At 68.6% G+C, this 16,162-nt stretch carries 14 protein-coding genes; 5 read left to right on the top strand and 9 right to left on the bottom strand.

Annotated elements, in window-relative coordinates:
- Positions 1–8 precede the first annotated feature (8 nt).
- Complete coding sequence (locus KBZ33_RS05065; RefSeq protein WP_254950800.1) at positions 9–1,328, bottom strand: hemolysin family protein; 1,320 nt, start codon at positions 1,326–1,328, stop codon at positions 9–11.
- 252 nt (positions 1,329–1,580) lie between these two features.
- On the opposite strand from KBZ33_RS05065, the gene KBZ33_RS05070 reads away from it, so the two are divergent.
- Genes KBZ33_RS05070 through KBZ33_RS05080 form a run of 3 tightly spaced genes read left to right on the top strand, consistent with a single transcriptional unit; the run spans position 1,581 to position 4,512 of the window.
- Entirely contained in the window at positions 1,581–2,273 is a 693-nt protein-coding gene (locus tag KBZ33_RS05070) for a methyltransferase domain-containing protein (protein WP_255011578.1), read from the top strand.
- Positions 2,270–3,424 (top strand): NAD(P)/FAD-dependent oxidoreductase, encoded by a 1,155-nt coding sequence (locus tag KBZ33_RS05075; protein ID WP_254950803.1) that lies wholly within the window; start codon positions 2,270–2,272, stop codon positions 3,422–3,424. Before KBZ33_RS05070 ends, KBZ33_RS05075 begins: the two co-directional genes overlap by 4 nt.
- The gene (locus tag KBZ33_RS05080; protein ID WP_254950805.1) at positions 3,415–4,512 is read left to right on the top strand and encodes a type III polyketide synthase; all 1,098 of its coding nucleotides are present in this window, start codon (positions 3,415–3,417) and stop codon (positions 4,510–4,512) included. The genes KBZ33_RS05075 and KBZ33_RS05080 overlap by 10 nt, the downstream gene beginning before the upstream one ends.
- Here KBZ33_RS05080 and glyS read toward each other — a convergent pair whose 3' ends face one another.
- A complete protein-coding gene (gene glyS / locus KBZ33_RS05085) occupies positions 4,513–6,678 on the bottom strand; it encodes a glycine--tRNA ligase subunit beta (RefSeq protein ID WP_254950807.1) in 2,166 nt (721 codons plus the stop codon).
- 113 nt (positions 6,679–6,791) lie between these two features.
- Here glyS and sir point away from each other — a divergent pair, with 113 nt between their 5' ends.
- Positions 6,792–8,561 carry a sulfite reductase, ferredoxin dependent gene (sir, locus tag KBZ33_RS05090; protein ID WP_254950809.1) on the top strand — a complete coding sequence of 590 codons (1,770 nt, stop codon included), beginning with the start codon at positions 6,792–6,794 and terminating at the stop codon, positions 8,559–8,561.
- A gap of 81 nt (positions 8,562–8,642) precedes the next feature.
- Complete coding sequence (locus KBZ33_RS05095) at positions 8,643–9,062, top strand: hypothetical protein (RefSeq protein ID WP_254950811.1); 420 nt, start codon at positions 8,643–8,645, stop codon at positions 9,060–9,062.
- On the opposite strand, the gene KBZ33_RS05100 is transcribed toward KBZ33_RS05095, so the two are convergent.
- From KBZ33_RS05100 to KBZ33_RS05130, 7 genes are all read right to left on the bottom strand, one after another.
- Positions 9,035–9,742, bottom strand: a complete 708-nt coding sequence (locus tag KBZ33_RS05100; protein WP_254950813.1) for a M15 family metallopeptidase — start codon at positions 9,740–9,742, stop codon at positions 9,035–9,037. The genes KBZ33_RS05095 and KBZ33_RS05100 overlap by 28 nt on opposite strands.
- A 34-nt stretch (positions 9,743–9,776) precedes the next feature.
- Positions 9,777–12,260: an ATP-dependent DNA helicase RecG gene (recG, locus tag KBZ33_RS05105; RefSeq protein ID WP_254950815.1), complete on the bottom strand. Its 2,484-nt coding sequence runs from the start codon at positions 12,258–12,260 to the stop codon at positions 9,777–9,779.
- Positions 12,261–12,286: 26 nt separating this feature from the next.
- Positions 12,287–13,375: a hypothetical protein gene (locus tag KBZ33_RS05110; protein ID WP_254950817.1), complete on the bottom strand. Its 1,089-nt coding sequence runs from the start codon at positions 13,373–13,375 to the stop codon at positions 12,287–12,289.
- A 10-nt stretch (positions 13,376–13,385) separates the two neighbouring features.
- Positions 13,386–14,045, bottom strand: a complete 660-nt coding sequence (tsf, locus tag KBZ33_RS05115) for a translation elongation factor Ts (RefSeq protein ID WP_254950819.1) — start codon at positions 14,043–14,045, stop codon at positions 13,386–13,388.
- 39 nt (positions 14,046–14,084) lie between these two features.
- On the bottom strand, positions 14,085–14,801 hold the full coding sequence (rpsB, locus tag KBZ33_RS05120) for a 30S ribosomal protein S2 (RefSeq protein ID WP_254950820.1): 717 nt from the start codon (positions 14,799–14,801) through the stop codon (positions 14,085–14,087).
- 111 nt (positions 14,802–14,912) lie between these two features.
- Positions 14,913–15,851 carry a glycosyltransferase family 2 protein gene (locus KBZ33_RS05125; RefSeq protein WP_254950822.1) on the bottom strand — a complete coding sequence of 313 codons (939 nt, stop codon included), beginning with the start codon at positions 15,849–15,851 and terminating at the stop codon, positions 14,913–14,915.
- Positions 15,852–15,963: 112 nt separating this feature from the next.
- Positions 15,964–16,119: a hypothetical protein gene (locus tag KBZ33_RS05130; RefSeq protein WP_011293689.1), complete on the bottom strand. Its 156-nt coding sequence runs from the start codon at positions 16,117–16,119 to the stop codon at positions 15,964–15,966.
- Between the last annotated feature and the right edge of the window lie 43 nt (positions 16,120–16,162).

A 16,162-nucleotide genomic window follows, 5' to 3' on the forward strand; every position in this document is an offset into this window, starting at 1 on the left:
GAAAGCCTTCAGACCGGCCCCTCGGCCTCGTCTGAGGTCTTAGCGGAGCGGCTCACCAGGAGTTTGTCGACCCTATTGCCATCCATGTCCACCACCTCGATGCGAAGGTCTTCCCATTCGAAGGCTTCGCCGGCGCTGGGAATGTGCTCGAGATGGTGCATCACGAATCCACCCAGGGTCTGGTAACCCCCACGGACTTCTTCCGGCAGGTTTTCCTTCTGGACCAGGTCCTTGAAGTCAGCAATGTCGAGGATGCCATCGAGCAGCCAGGATCCATCCTGGCGAACGATGATCATCGGATCCTCCTTGTCTCTGGCGGAGGAAAGATCACCCACGATCGCCTCCATCACGTCGTTGAGGGTCACCAGTCCTTCGATACCGCCGAATTCATCGGTGACCAGGGCAATGTGAACCCCGCTGGTTCTGAATTGTTCGATCAGCTTCAGGGCCCTGGTGCTCTCGCCCACGTACAGCGGCGGTTGCAGCAACGCCTCGATCTCCCGGGGGCCATCGGAGAGCTGGGCTGCCAGGATGGCGCGGCCGCGGACCACGCCGACACAGGCGTCGAGGCTGTCGCGTGCCACCGGAAACAGGGAATGATTCACCCGCATCACCCGCTCGAGGTGGGACTGGGGGGATTCGGAGAGATCCAGCCAGCAGATTTCGGTGCGGGGCGTCATGATCGCCTTGACAGGTCGATCGGCCAGGCGAAACACCCGCTCCACCATGGCGTGTTCCGCCACTTCAAACAAGCCTGATTCCGTGCCCCTACGCAGCAGAGTCCTGATCTCGTCTTCGGTGATCTCAGGCTCACCACTCTCGCCAATGCCCATCAGGCTGAGCAGCCGATCGGTGGAGGAGCCGAGCAGATGGGCCACGGGGGCCATCCAGCGCGACAGGGCCCGCATCGGGGGCGCCACGAGGCAGGCGAAGCGCTCCGGATCACTGAGGGCGATGCGCTTCGGCACCAGTTCGCCCAGCACCAGGGAGAGAAAGGTGATGAGCGTCACCACGATGCCCAGGGCGAGGGGTTCGGACCAGGGGCGCAATGGGGGCACCGTCTGCAGCAGCAGCCGCAACGACTCGGCCGCCCGCGAGCCGCCCAGAGCGCCACTGAGGATGCCGATCAAAGTGATGCCGATCTGCACCGTCGAGAGGAAATCGTTGGGGGAACGGATTAGTTTCAGAGCCACTTCCGCCTTCGGGTCCCCAGCCTCCGCCTGGTGTTCGAGGCGCAGTCTCCGAGCCGACATCATGGCCAACTCCGAACCCGAAAAGATGCCGTTGATCAGTATCAACACGACAATCAGTAAACCGTCGAAAAGCATCGGCAAATCCAGTGATGGCCCATCCGCCTGCGAACGGATGGCAAGCACAAGTTAATTGACGATGACGTAGCTCCAGGCCATGAACCCCATGTCTGGAGGCTGCCACGCCGTTGCCTGGAACGGATTAGCGTCCCATAGCTATCACGTCAGCCTGCGCGCAGAGCACTCCCGTCTGACCAGCCGCCCCACCCCCAGCCACCTTCCCCGATGCATTGGCAGCCACTGGCCGAGCGGAACCGGCAACCAGAGTGGATGGATCAGGTCGGCATCGATGCCGCCGCGCACGACCAAGCCTTGCAAGGCCTGCGCCGGATCAATGCCTTGAGCGGTGCTGTGGGGTCCCTGTTCACTGAGATCAAGGCCCTGACCGCTGAACAGGCGCACAACCGCCCCCTGCGAATTCTGGATGTGGCCTGCGGCGGCGGTGATAACAGCATCGCCCTGGCGGAACGCTGCCGAAGCCATGGTCTGGCCGTGCAGGTCGACGGCTGCGATCTGAGCCAGCAGGCGGTGGCCATCGCCTGCCGTCATGCCGCTGATAAGGATGTGCAGGCCACGTTCTTCCAGGCCGACGCCTTGAGGGATCCCCTGCCGCTGGATTACGACGTCGTGGTCTGCAGTCTGTTTCTGCATCATCTCGATGAGACCAGCGCCGTCGAACTGCTGCGCCGCATGGGCCAGTGCTGCCGCCAGCTGCTACTGGTGAACGACCTGATCCGCAGTCCCCTCGGGTATGGGCTGGCGTGGGTGGGCTGTCGCCTGCTGAGTCGCTCCCCGATTGTGCATTTTGATGGTCCCGTTTCGGTGCAAGGGGCTTTCCGGATGGACGAGGCCCTGGATCTGACGGTCCAGGCTGGCCTTGGGGGGGCCCGCGTCCGGCGCAGCTGGCCCGAGCGCTTCCTGCTCAGCTGGCGACGACCCGCCCTGGTCCTTCAGGCCCCATGAGCGCTCCGGAGTGGGATGTGATCGTGCTCGGGGCAGGGCCCGCTGGCGCCCTGGCGGCCCACCAGCTCTCCAGGCAGCGGCTGCGGGTGCTGCTGGTGGAGAAGCGGGCCTTTCCCCGCTGGAAGGTCTGCGGCACCTGCCTCAACGGGGTGGCCCTCGGGGCGCTGGCCCAGGCCGGCCTCCCGGGCCTGGTGGAACAGCTCGGCGGTGTGCCCCTCGTGCGGCTACGCCTCGGCCTGCAGGAGCATCAGGCGGATCTGGCGCTTCCCCTGGGCCGATCCCTCTCCCGGGGCAGCCTCGACCTGGCCCTCTGCGATGCCGCGGTGGCCGAAGGAACGGTGTTGCGGATGAACACCGAGGCCACGGTGGCGGGCCCCTGCCCAGGCGGCCGGCAGGTGCGGCTGAACAGCGGAGCCACGCCTGAAACCACCAGCGCCCGTGTGGTGCTGCTGGCGACCGGGCTGGGCAGCTCAGGGCTGAACCCTGCCAGCCCGATCCGGACTCGGGTCCAGGTCCACTCCAGAGTGGGTGCCGGCTGCCGGGTGGACGCCAGCGCCAGCAGGTATGGCCGGGGCACGATCCATATGGCGATCGGACGGCACGGCTACGTCGGGCTGGTGCGCACCGAAGCCGGTGATCTCAACCTGGCGGCGGCCTTCGACCGTGCCCATCTGATCCAGGCGGGCGGAGCGGCGCTCGCCGCCGCCGGCGTGCTGGCGGAGGCCGGATTCGATCCCGTCCCCCAAGCGTCCGCCGCCAGCTGGCTGGCCACCCCGGCCCTGACCGTTCGCCGTTGGCCGTTGGCGTCCGAGCGGCTGCTGTTGCTGGGGGACGCTGCCGGGTACGTCGAACCCTTCACGGGAGAGGGCATGGGCTGGGCCCTGGTGGGGGCTCTGGCGGCGGTGCCGCTGGTGCTGCAGGGCCAACACCAATGGAGCAGGGAGCTCGAACGGCAATGGGGCCACCGCCACCGGCAGCTGATCGGATCTCGCCAACGCCACTGCCGTGGACTGGCCTTCGCCCTGCGGCGTCCTGGCCTCAGCCGCGCTCTCCTGGCAGCGGTGGAGCGCTGGCCGATCCTGGCTGCCCCCTTCCTGCATTCCATCGATGGCGCCAGCTTGACCCCGCTTGCCTCCAGGCCATGTCCCTGACCATTCAGGGCCTGGGAACGGCCCTGCCACCTCAGCGCATCGCCCAAGGCGATGCCGCCGCCATCGCGGCCCAGGTGGCCCTGCCCAACCAGGTCCCTTCTCCAGGCCAGCGTCGGCTGCTGGATACCCTGCATCGCCGCTCAGGCGTCGCCACGCGCCACAGCGTGCTGCTCGATCCCCCCGGCAGCGACCCCCGACAAACCTTCTTTGGAGCCACCAGCCCCGGCACCGGGGAGCGGATGCGCCGCTATGCACGGGAGGCCCCCCCCCTGGCCCTGCGTGCCGTCGAGGCAGCCCTCGCGCAGGCCCAGCTGTCCCCGGAACGGATCACCCATCTGATCACGGTCTCCTGCAGCGGCTTCGCGGCCCCCGGCGTCGATCTCGCTTTGATGGCCGCCCTGCCGCTGGACGCTGGTCTGGCGCGCACCCATGTGGGATTCATGGGCTGCCACGGGGCCCTCAATGGTCTGCGGGTGGCCGCCGGATTCACCGGTGTTGAGCCGGAGGCCTGTGTGCTGCTCTGTGCCGTCGAGCTCTGCAGCCTCCATCTCCAGTACGGCTGGGATGCTGAGCGCATCGTGGCCAATGCCCTGTTCGCCGACGGGGCCGCCGCCCTGGTGGCCACCGGAAGGACCGGGGCAGAGAGGGCCCCAGCAGCGGCGCGCCTGGCCCAGCTGATCGCCAGCGGCTCCCTGCTGGTGCCAGCCAGTGCCGACGCCATGTCCTGGGAGATCGGTGACCACGGCTTCGCCATGGGCCTGTCTCCGCAGGTTCCTGACCTGATCAGCGAGCATCTGCGTCCCTGGCTGGAGCGGTGGCTGGCCGCCCACCAGCTGACGTTCGCCGCCATCGGCTCCTGGGCCGTGCATCCAGGCGGGCCCCGCATCCTCTCGGCTGTCACGAAGGGCCTGGAGCTCGATCCCCGACTGATCGAACCCTCACGGTCGGTGCTGCGGGATTACGGCAACATGTCGTCCCCGACGCTGCTGTTCATCCTTGAGCGGCTGCGGCGCAGCGGTGCCCCAGGGCCCTGCCTGGCCATGGCCTTCGGCCCCGGCCTGTGCATCGAAGTGGCCCTGCTGGCGTGATCACGCCCCCAGGCGGGCGAAGTCGGCGAGCACGGCGGCCTGGTTGCGCAGCACGGCCAGGAGCCGCAACCGGTTGCGGCGCACCTCCGGTTCCTCACACATCACCATGACGCTGTCGTCGCCATCGAAGAAGGCGGCCAGGGTGGCGCCGCTCTCCCCCAGCAAACGGGCGAGGGGCTCGTAGCGGGCGGTTCCGGTGGCGGCGGCATGCAGGGCCAATCGCTGCAGCACCGCCAGCACGGCCGCCTCACTGGGGGAACCGAAGAGCTTCGGGTCCACCACGCCAGCCGGGCTGAGCACGTCAGCGGCCAGATCGGCGTGTTCGGCCAGGCGGGAGGCCCGTTGCACCACCGCCTGCACCAGGGGCAAGCGCTCCTCCAGGCGCAGGCGCCGCAACAGGTCCACCCGGGCCCTGGCATCGGCCGGATCCCGCAACAGCCGCTCAAGCGAAACGCCCTCACCGGCCACGGCCTGCACCAGATCGGCGCTGAAGCCCTCCTCCTCCAGCAGGCTGGCGAGGCGCTGACGCAGGAAGTCGAGCAGGTCGGACGCCAAGACCAGTGGCTCGACCGCCAGGGCGGGCAGCAGGCCCTGCCAATGGGCCGTCGCTTCGGCCATCACAGCCACCAGATCGAGCGACCAGCACCGTTCCCAGAGGATCTGCAGCACGCCGTTACCGGCACGGCGCAGGGCATAGGGGTCGGAGGAGCCGCTGGGCCTCTCCCCCCTGGCGAAGATGCTGAGTAGCAGCTCCAGTCGCTCGGCCAGGGCCAGCAGGGCGCCCGCCTCCGAACTCGGCAGAGCATCGCCGGCCCCACGGGGCTGGTAGTGCTCCAGCACCGCCAGGGCCACGGCGCGAGTTTCCCCCTCCGCCAGCAGGTATTTGGCCCCCATGATCCCCTGCAACTCCGGGAATTCCCCCACCATCTGGCTGACCAGGTCGTGCTTGCAAAGGGGAGCGGCCCGGCGGGCGGCGCTGGCCGCCTCCTCGCCGATCGGCAGGTGGCGGCCAAGCTGACCGGCCAGCCAGGCGAGACGCCGGCTGCGGTCGGCCAGACTTCCCAGCCCTTCGGCAAAGGTGACCCGGTCGAGGGCTTCCACCCGCTCGGCACTGCTCTGACGGCGATCCGCCGCCAGGAAGAAAGCCGCGTCCGCCAGCCGCGCCCGCAGCACCCGCTCGTTGCCGCGGCGGATCGTCTCGGCGGCGGCGTCCAGACCATTGGAGATGCACAGGAAGCGCGGCAGCAGCACCGACTCCGCCACCAGGGCGAGGGGATCGCCCGTGGCCCCCGAGAACCGCAGGGGCACATAGCGCTGGTGGGAACGCATCACCGTGCTGAGCACCTCCGGAGGCAGAGCCAGATAGGCGCTGTCGATACGGCCCTCGATCAAGCGGGGGGATTCCACCAGGTCGACCAGTTCGTCGAACAGCGCCTCGGGCAGATCCAGTTCGGCCCCGACCCGCTCGGCGGCCGCCTCCAGCTCAAGGCGAATCCTCTGTCCCCTGGCCTCCCGGTCGACCTGTACGTCGGCGGCCTCCAGGGTGGCGGCGTAGGCCCCGGCGGAGGGGATCGACACGGCTCCTTGATGCAGACGATGGCCACGGCTGAGGCGGCCGCTGCTCAGGGGCGGATCCACATCAGTGAGCTGCAGCGGAACCACCGCCCCATCCAGCAGCGCCACCAGCCAGCGCAGGGGCCGGCTGAAGCGGCCGTCGCCATCGCCCCAGCGCATGAAGCGCCGTCCCTGCAGGGAGCGGATCCAGCCGGGGATGCAGCCGGCCAGCACCGCCTCGGCGGAGCGGCCGGCCTCAGTGGTACGGGCGAACACGAAGGGACCCTTGTCGGTGTCGCGGATCTCCAGCTGCTCCGGCCCGCAGCCGCAACGGCGGGCGAAGCCCAGAGCGGCCTGGGTGGGCTGGCCATCACGGAACGCCTGCTGGGCCGGCGGACCCTTACGGTCCTCGACCAGATCCTGCTGGCGGTCGGGCAAACCGGCGATGGTCACCGCCAACCGACGGGGGGTGCCGCTGGCTCTGAGGCTGTCCCAGGACAGGCGGGCCTCCTGCAGATCCCTGGCCACGATCGCCTCCAGCTGGGGCTGGGCCAGGCGAACGAAATCGGCCGGTAGTTCCTCGGTTCCGATCTCCAGAAGAAAGGTGGCCATGCGGGGGGGCGGGCAGGACGCGACTGTATGCAAAGGAGGGAGATGGCGATCAGCGCCAGCGAACCGATCCATCCCGTTCGCTAGTTTCGTTCGACCAACCCTTCTGCATGCCGATGTCCTCGACGACGGTCGCCGACAGCACGTCGCTCCCATCGGCCTCCCCCGCTACCCCCCCCACCAAACAGGAGGCGCTCAAAGCCGGCAGTGGCCATCTGCATGATCCCCTGGCCGCCGAGCTTGGCAATGCGCTGCCCAGCTTCACCGATCCCGCCGTCCAGATCCTCAAGTTCCACGGCAGTTACCAGCAGGACGACCGGGACAACCGTCGCAAGGGGGTCGAGAAGGACTGGCAGATGATGCTGCGGCTTCGGAATCCCGGCGGGCGCATTCCCACCTCTCTGTATCTGGCCCTTGATTGCCTCGCCGATCGGCTGGGCAACGGCACCCTGCGCATCACCACCCGCCAGGCCTTCCAGATGCACGGCGTTCAGAAGACCGACCTCAAGGAAGTGATCGGCGGCATCGTGCGGGCCCTTGGCTCGACGCTTTCGGCCTGTGGAGATATCAATCGCAACGTGATGGCCCCGGCCGCTCCCTTCGAGCGGGATGGCTACCCGGAGGCCCGTCTGCTGGCGGATCAGATCGCCGACCTGCTGGCGCCCCAGGCGGCCGAGGGGTCCTATCTGGACCTCTGGGTGGACGGTGACCTGAGCTACCGCATCAAGCCCAAAGGGCCCGTGAAGAAGGCGCGACGCCTGCAGGAGAGCGGTGCTGTGTTCAGTGGCGATGCGGCCGAACCGCTCTACGGCGCCACCTACCTGCCCCGCAAGTTCAAGGTCGCCGTCACCGTTCCCGGTGACAACTCCGTCGATCTGCTGACCCAGGACATCGGCCTGGTGCTGTTCAGTGATCCCTCCGGCCGGCCGCTGGGTTGCAACGTCTACGTCGGTGGGGGCATGGGGCGGACCCACAACAAGGAGGAAACCTTCGCCCGCACGGCCGATCCCCTCGGTTATGTGGCCGCCGGCCATGCACTGGAACTGGTGCAGGCGATCGTGGCCCTGCAGCGCGACCACGGCGACCGCGAACAGCGCCGCCATGCCCGGATGAAGTATCTGATCCACGACCGTGGTGTGGACTGGTTCAAAACCGAACTGGGTCGTTACTTTCCCCATCCGATCAAGGGGATGCGCCGCGAACCGACCGCCGTCCTCACCGACTACCTGGGTTGGCACCGCCAGTCCCCGGGCCTGTGGTTCGTGGGTCTGCCCGTGCTCTGCGGACGCCTGCAGGGGGACCTCAAGACCGGCCTGCGCCGGTTGATCGAGACCTACCAGCTGGAGGTGCGGCTCACCCCCAACCAGGACCTGCTGCTCTGCAACATCGGCAGCGCCCAGCGGGTGTCGGTGCGGCAGGCCCTGGCGGAGCTTGGCCTCACCAGCCCTGAGGCCCCGCCCCCCCTGGCGCGTCACGCCCTGGCCTGCCCGGCCCTGCCCCTCTGCGGCCTGGCCGTCACCGAGGCCGAGCGGGTCCTCCCCGATGTGCTCGCCCGCCTCGACGCCCTGCTGGAGCGCCTGGCGATCAGCAAGCCGCTCCTGGTGCGCATGACGGGCTGTCCCAACGGCTGCGCCCGCCCCTACATGGCCGAGATCGGCTTGGTCGGGAGCGCTGTGGACACCTACCAGCTATGGCTCGGTGGTAGCCATGGCCTCACGCGTCTGGCCAGGCCCTACCTGGAGAAAATGCCCCTGGAGAAGCTGGAAGCGACCCTGGAGCCCCTGCTGACGGCCTGGCGCGACGAGGGCGGCCCCCGTAGTCGCTTCGGCGACTTCACTGACCGGCTCGGTGACCAACGGGTCAGCGAGCTGCTCTCCCCTGCCTGATCCCGGCCGATCGGTTCTTCGGACCGACCCGGGAGACCGCTTACGGTGAGGTCTTTCAGAATTGCGCGCATGCGGAGCTCTGTGGCCGCTGCCCTTCAGCCCCTGCTCCGCCCCCTCCTCTGCGGGGTGTTGCTTGGTCTGCTGCCTGGGGCTGGCGGGGCCAACGAGGCGGCAGAGCGACCCAACCCACCGCAGTCGCCTGTCAGGTACTTCGATTCAGACCCCCAGGCCTGCAATCCGGAGGCGATCAGCGCCTCCTACAAGAGCCAGCTGCTGCCCTTCGCCGACCAGAGCCCCGAAGTGCTGGCCAAATTGCGCCGGGTGCAGGACGACATGACCCTGGCCAGCCTCAAACGCTGCGTTCAGAAAGGTCTGCTGACCCGTCCCCAGGCCAGCGTTCTGTTCCGGGAACTGGGCCTGACCCTGCCTGGCACGGTCATCCCCGTGGCCGGCGGCGCTGCACCCCCCACCCGTCAACCCTCCCCGGCGACGGCGCCGTAAAGAGCCAGCGGCTCCTGGCTTCGCCAGGCCCAGAGCTGGTCGCCGTGGCTGAAATGCCACCATTCATTCGGGTGCTGGGCAAAGCCCGCCGCTCCCATCACCGCCGCCAAAAGGCGCCGGCGAGCGTGCCAGTCGGCGGCCTCGCTGCCCGGCGAGGCCGCGGCGTAGTGGTCGGGATGGGAGATCATCCCGATCGCGTCAATCTCCCCGCCCATCGCCAAGGGCCGGCCGTCGGCCTCGGCCAGGGTGAGATCCACCGCAGCACCGGTGCTGTGGGGTGGAGGAGTGGCCGGATCGCTGCTCGGCGGTGCCCAGAAACGATCCACTTCTGCCGCTACGGCCGCCTGGGCGTCCCCGCCGGCATCGGGATCGAGGCCCCGCTCCCGGCAGGCCGCACGGAACGCGTGGCGGACCATGAACGCCTGGACCGCGATGGGGCGCCAGGCATCAAAGATGGCCAGCCGCCATTGGGGTTGTTGCTGCTGGAGCAGGGCCTGGGCCGTCTCCAGCCGGGTGATCACCGCGCGGCGCAGCCGGAACGGACTGGCGCCAGCGCCATAGGGCGCCCCCAGCACCTGATAGGGATGGGGTTCCAGGCGCCACAGCGCCGCCGGCAGGTCGCCCAGGGGCTCGCCAGCGTCGTCGATGGGGATCGGACTCCAGGGGCGCAGGGGGGGCATGGCTGGGGAGACCGCCTCGGTTCGCTGTCCTGGCTCAATTCAACTGGGCCGCCTCCACTGAACGGCGGCGCTGGGCTTCCAGGGCCTCGCGCAGCTGGGGGTGGCGTTCCAGGGCCGGATCCACCGCCAGGAACCGCTGCGCCGCCGACCGGGCCTCCTCCAGCACGGCACCGTCGTCACTGAGGCTGGCCAGGGCCAGGTCCGGCAATCCCGACTGGCGGGTGCCGAGCACCTGGCCGGGACCACGCAGCCGCAGGTCCATCTCGGCGATCTCGAAGCCGTCGCCACTGCGGGCCAGCAACTCCAGCCGTTGGCGGGCCATGGCGTTGTCGCCTTCGTGCAGCAGCAGGCAATGGGAGGCGGCGGCGCCCCGGCCGACCCGGCCGCGCAGCTGGTGCAGCTGGGCCAGACCGAAGCGCTCAGCATGCTCGATCACCATCACACTCGCCTCCGGCACGTCCACCCCCACTTCCACCACCGTGGTGGACACCAGCACCTGGGAGCGCCCCTCCTGGAAGGCGCTGATGGCCCGCTGCTTCTCCTCGCCGGTCATGCGTCCGTGCAGCAGGCCCACCGTGAGCATGGGAAACACCTCCTCGTCGAGGTGGCGGTGCACCTCCACGGCGGAGCGCAGGTCGAGCTTCTCGGATTCCTCCACCAGGGGCAGCACCACGTAGGCCCGCTGGCCCTTGGCCACCTCCTGGCGCACGAGCTCCCAGGCGCCGGGGCGCTCCGAACCCCGCAGCAGGCGGGTGCGGATCGGGGTGCGACCCGGCGGCAGTTCATCGATCTGGCTGATGTCCAGATCGCCGTGGATCGAGAGGGCCAGGGTGCGGGGGATCGGGGTGGCGGTCATGGTGAGCAGGTGGGGCTGCAGCCCCTTGGCCAGGAGCCGATTGCGCTGACGCACACCGAAGCGGTGCTGCTCGTCCACCACCACCAGGCCGAGGCGATCGAACTGGACCGGATCCTCGAGCAGGGCGTGGGTGCCCACCAGCAGGTTCACCTGCCCGTTGGCCAGGTCCTGCAGCAGCTGGCGGCGACGGCGGGCTGGGGTGGAGCCGGTGAGCAGCTCAAGGCTGACGTTGAGCTGGGGCAGCCAGCCGGCCAGCTTGTGAAAGTGCTGAGCCGCGAGCACCTCGGTGGGCGCCATCAGGACCCCCTGGCAACCCGCCTGGATGGCACCCAGCAGGGCCGCCAGGGCCACCACCGTCTTGCCACTGCCCACGTCCCCCTGGACCAGCCGGGCCATGGGCTGGGGCCGCTCCATGTCGGCGCGGATCTCGGCCAGCACCCGGTTCTGGGCCCCGGTGAGCGGAAAGGGCAGCAGGGCGAGGAACCGGCTCACCAGGTCCTCGCCGCCACTGGGCAGCAGCAGCGGCAAGGCCGGTGAGCGACACAGGCGCTCACGCCGCTGGCCCAGGGCCAGCTGCAGCAGCAGGAACTCGTCGAACACCAGGCGGCGGCGACAGCGCTGCAGCTCCTCGCGGTCGGCGGGGCGATGCAGGCCCAGCAGGGCTTCGCCACGGCGCACCAGGCCCAGCTCCTGGCGCAGGGGCTCCGGCAGGGGATCGGGCCAGCGGCTCGCCGCCGGCAGCACCGCCGCGATGGCCCGGGCGAGGCGCTCGCCGCTGAGGCCCTCGGTGAGGGCATAGACGGGTACGAAGCGGCCGATCTGCTCCGATCGCAGCGGCGCCCCGGGGGTCTCCAGCACCTCCAGCAGGGGATCGGCAAAGCTGGGGCCGTAGGGACTCTCCTTCACCAGGCCGCTTACGGCCACCGTGGCCCCCAATGGGTAGAGCCGCTGCTGGGCTTTCAACCAGCCGGGGCTGCTGAAGCGGCGACCCGCAAAGAAGCGTGTCACCTTGAGGCGACCCGTGACGTCCTGGAGGTGCAGCTCCAGGATCGCCAGATTGGGGTTGCGGGGGCTGCCGAAGGCATGGCAGCGGCGCACCGTGGCCACGATGGTGGCGGTCCGCCCCGGCTCGAGGTCGGTGATCCGCACGAGATGGGCGTAATCGAGATAGTCGCGGGGGTAGTGGTGCACCAGGTCGCGCACCACCAGCAGGCCCAGGGCGGCGAGCCGGGTGGCGGTCTTCGGCCCGATGCCGGCCACCTCCGAAAGGGGGGTCTGGGCTGTGAGCCGGACGGCTCTACCCGTGCCTGCCCGCTCCGCCGCGGTGGGCGGCACCAACCGCAAGCGGGGGGGTGCCACCGGCAACACCTCCCGGCGGCGGCAACGCAGCTCGTGCAGGGCCTGCCGCAGCCGTCGCACCAGTGACTGGCGGGCCACCAGGCCAAGCTCTCCATAGGCGCCGAAGTCGCGGGCCAAGGCGGCCAGCCGCTGGCGCTCAGCGGCCTCCAGCCCCGCCACCGGAGCGGCGAGGCTGGCGACGACAAAGCCGCTGAAGCGGTCCCGCCGTCCCTGGAGATCGCCAAAGCCGGTATCGGCCTCGAGGCGACAGGCGAGCTGCAAGGGCGTGCACCAGGCGTCGACCGCCGAAGGGGAGGACGCCATCCCCCCCTGGCCGGCAGAGGGCCCGGTCAGTCGCTCGGGATCGATGGGGGGCGGATGTCCTGCAGCCAAAGCTGTTCGGCCTGATGGATCCGCGACCTCCGTTGAAGGCGGCGGAACTGCTGGGCCATTCTGCGAACCTCCTGGCGATGCTGCTGCAGACGCCGCCGGCACGTCCGCAGGCGGGGTTCCTCCAGTTCCAGCTCCACAGCCCGCAGCAACACCGCCATGGTCTGGGTCTGGGAGGAGCGGCTGGGGCCGAATGGCAGGGGCAGCCGCATCAGGTTGGCGGGGGCGGCCATGGTCTCCAGCTGGCCGTCCAGGAACGCATCCAGCAGGCTCACCGGCAGCAGGCTGCTGCTGACACCGCACCGCAGCAACTCCACATTGATGGCATGGGACAGGTTGCGGAGCCGCCGGCCCAGGGCCAGTTCCATGCCGTCCATCCAGCGGAGCACCTGCTCGGGATCCTCCGGCAGCCGGCCGGCCTGCCACAGGGAGCGATCGTCTGTCGACGCAGGCTCGTCATCGTCATCGTCGTCCTCGTCCTGCTCCAGCGCCTGGTCCTCGGGCTGTGCGTCCCCATCGGCGTCCTCGTCGGCCGCATCCTCGTCTTCGGAAGAGGTGTCAGCCCCACGGCCCAACGCCCCCAACAGAAAGGAGGCTCCGGTCAGGGGTGGCGCCATGGCGATCTGAACCGACCCTGGCGGCAGAGAGCCTGGGTCCGGGGAGCGATCGCTGGTCTCTCCATTCCAGGACAGCTCCTCCAGGAGCTGCTGCCGGTCGTGACGCTCGCGTCGCTCCTGCTCACGGGAGATCTGGGCGGCGAGGATCACCAGCTGCTCCACCGTCAGCAAACTGGAGCAGCGACTCACAAGCTCCCCGATCTGGTCAAGCAGCAGGCGACGGCGTTCGACAGGCAGCGCGACGTAGCGCTGGGGGTGAACCTGGGTGGCGAGATGGAAGCAGGCCTGCTGCACCCGCTGGGGCAGCACCTGACGCAGCACCTGGAGGTACAGGGCCACATGGCGATAGAGCTCCGGGTTCGACTGCGTCAGCTGCCGGATCAGCTGACGCAGCTGACCCGGCAGATCGATGGCGTCGGACGGTTCGCTCAACGACTCAGGATCAGGCGGCCGAGCCCATCGCCGCCACTTCCGCGGCGAAGTCGGACTGCTCGACCTCGATGCCCTCGCCGAGGGTGTAACGGGTGAAGCGGCGCACGCGGATGTTTTCGCCGGTCTTGCCGGCGGCCGACTTGACCATCTCACCCACCGTCTGGGTGTTGTCGCGGATGAAAGGCTGGTCCATCAGGGCCAGTTCCTTGAGGCGCTTGCCGATGCGCCCGGCCACGATCTTGACCTTCATCTCCTCCTTCTTGCCGGCGAGGTCGTCGCGTCCCATCTCGATGGACTTCTCGCGCTCCGCCACTTCGGGAGGGATATCGTCGGTGGAGACGTACTCCACGTTGGGGCAGGCGGCGATCTGCATGGCCACGTTACGCACCAGCTCCTGGAAGAGCTCACCGCGGGCGACGAAATCGGTCTCGCAGTTCACCTCCACCAGCACCCCGACACGGGCACCGGTGTGGATGTAGCTGCCGACGGCCCCTTCGGCCGCCGTGCGGCCGGCCTTCTTCTCGGCGGTGGCGATGCCCTTCTGGCGCAGCCATTCGGCGGCCTTGGTGGCATCCCCACCGGACTCGGTGAGGGCCTTCTTGCAGTCCATCATGCCCGCGCCGGTCTTGTCGCGCAGTTCCTTGACGAGCTTCGCTGTGATCTCAGCCATGGGTTGGGGAGGGAGGGAGGTCGGGAGGGAGAGAAGGGCTCAGGCGTCGTCGTCGCCGCTGCGCTGATCCTGGGCTCCATGGCGGCCTTCATTGATGGCATCCGCGAGGCGGCCCAGCACCAGTTGCACGGAACGCACGGCGTCGTCATTGCAGGGAATGGGGACGTCGCAGAGATCCGGATCGCAGTTGGTGTCGAGCATCGACACGAGCGGGATGTCGAGTTTGCGGCACTCGAGCACGGCGTTGGTCTCGCGACGCTGATCCACCAGCACCACCACATCGGGCAGACGGCGCATGTTCTTCAGACCGCCGAGATACTTCTGCAGACGGTCGAGTTCGCGACGCAGAACGGCCGCTTCCTTCTTGGGCCGCATGGCGATGGCACCGGAGGACTCCATCCGCTCGAGGTCCTTGAGGCGGTCGATGCGGGCGCGCATCGTGCTCCAGTTGGTGAGCATGCCGCCCAGCCAGCGCTGGTTGACGTAAGAAGCTCCACAGCGGGCGGCTTCCAGGGCGATCACTTCGGAGGCCTGCTTCTTGGTGCCGACGAACAGAAAGCGCTTGCCGCTGCGGGCGGCACTGCGGGTCCATTTGTAGGCGTTGTTCATGCAGACGGCGGTCTGCACGAGATCGATGATGTGGACTCCGTTGCGCGCGCAATAGATGTAGCGCGACATCTTGGGATTCCAGCGACGGGTCTGGTGTCCGAAGTGGGCACCAGCTTCCATCATCTCGGTGAGAGTGACGACAGCCATTTGGGTTGTAGGGAGGTTTCGGGTTGGCCTCCACCTGCCAGGGATGCCGCGCCGTAGGGAAGGCAGCGGATCACCCGAAACGTGCAGGTGTGCGGTGTTGGGGGTACCTGGTCAACCTACCAAATGGCCCTGCTGGCGGGCTTCGGCATGGAGGGCCCGCACCCCGAAGCGGTTGAGGGGCAGCCGCAACAGCTCCATCGCCAGACCCGCCTGGCCGTGGCGGATCAGCCAGGCCAGTAAGGGCCGCAGGCTGCGTTCATTGATCAGGCCGCCCAGGGTGAGCAGCTCCCACAGCGCCAGGTGCAGCCAGGTGTACTGGATGATGAATCGCACCCGCCAGGTGGGGTGCTTGCGGTAGAAAACCAGGCCCATGCGGGCCCGTTCCCGTTCCACCCGCACCAGATCCGGGATCTGCTCCAGGCTCAGGGGCGGATGCCAGTGGTAGCCAACGGCTTCAGGGCAGCGCACCAGCCGCACGCCCATGCGGCGCAGCCGTTCCCCCAGCTCCAGGTCCTCCCAGCCGTAGAGACGGAAGCCCGTGTCGAACAGACCCGACTGCTCCAGTACCCGGCGATCGATCGCCACGTTGCCGGTGGCGAAGTAGGCCCAGGACAGATCGCTGAGCTTGTGGGGCTCCGCCGTGGGCGCCTCGAAATTGTGGGTGTTGATCACCGCGCCGTAGGTGAAACAGAGCCGGTCGCCGCTCTCGGTCCAGGCGCGCTGCAGGGCCGTGGCGTGGTGCAGCAGGAAGGGTTCCGTCACCACCAGATCACTGTCGATGAAGACGATCACATCGCCGCGGGCCTCGTCCACACCCCGGTTGCGCCCTTCGGCCGGGCCGCCGTGGTCCTGGCGGATCAAGCGCAGATGGGGGAAGCCGGTGGCATGGGCATCCAGCCAGCGCACCGTGTCGTCGGTGGAGCCGTCATCCACCAGCACCACCTCATAGGCCTCGAGGGGACCGCCCAACTCCTGCCGCTCAAGCGCCTGCAGGCACTGGCGCAGGATCGGCAGCCGGTTGTAGGTGGGGATGACGACGCTGATGAACATCGGGGTTCTGGGCGTGGCAGGGCCGCAGGCAGGAGAGACGGAGATTGGTGGCCATAAAAAAGGGGGGATCCCAAGCGAATCCCCCGGTGCCGCCATGACCGGACTGGCGGCATCAGTCAGCGGCGCCGCCGTTGTTGGCCGTGCCGGTCACGCCGTTGCCAGCGCCTTCACCGCGGCCGTCGTTGCGCAGCTTGCGCTTCTTGAACTTGCGGGCGTAGGCCCTGTTGCGCTCCTGCTTTTCCTTCTTGAGGTTCCTGCGTTTCGACATAGGGCTTCAGCGCTTCGAAAAGTCTTTGAGATTCCACCCTACT

It is taken from the genome of Cyanobium sp. Cruz-8D1 (genome assembly GCF_024345975.1).
Classification (GTDB): domain Bacteria; phylum Cyanobacteriota; class Cyanobacteriia; order PCC-6307; family Cyanobiaceae; genus Cyanobium.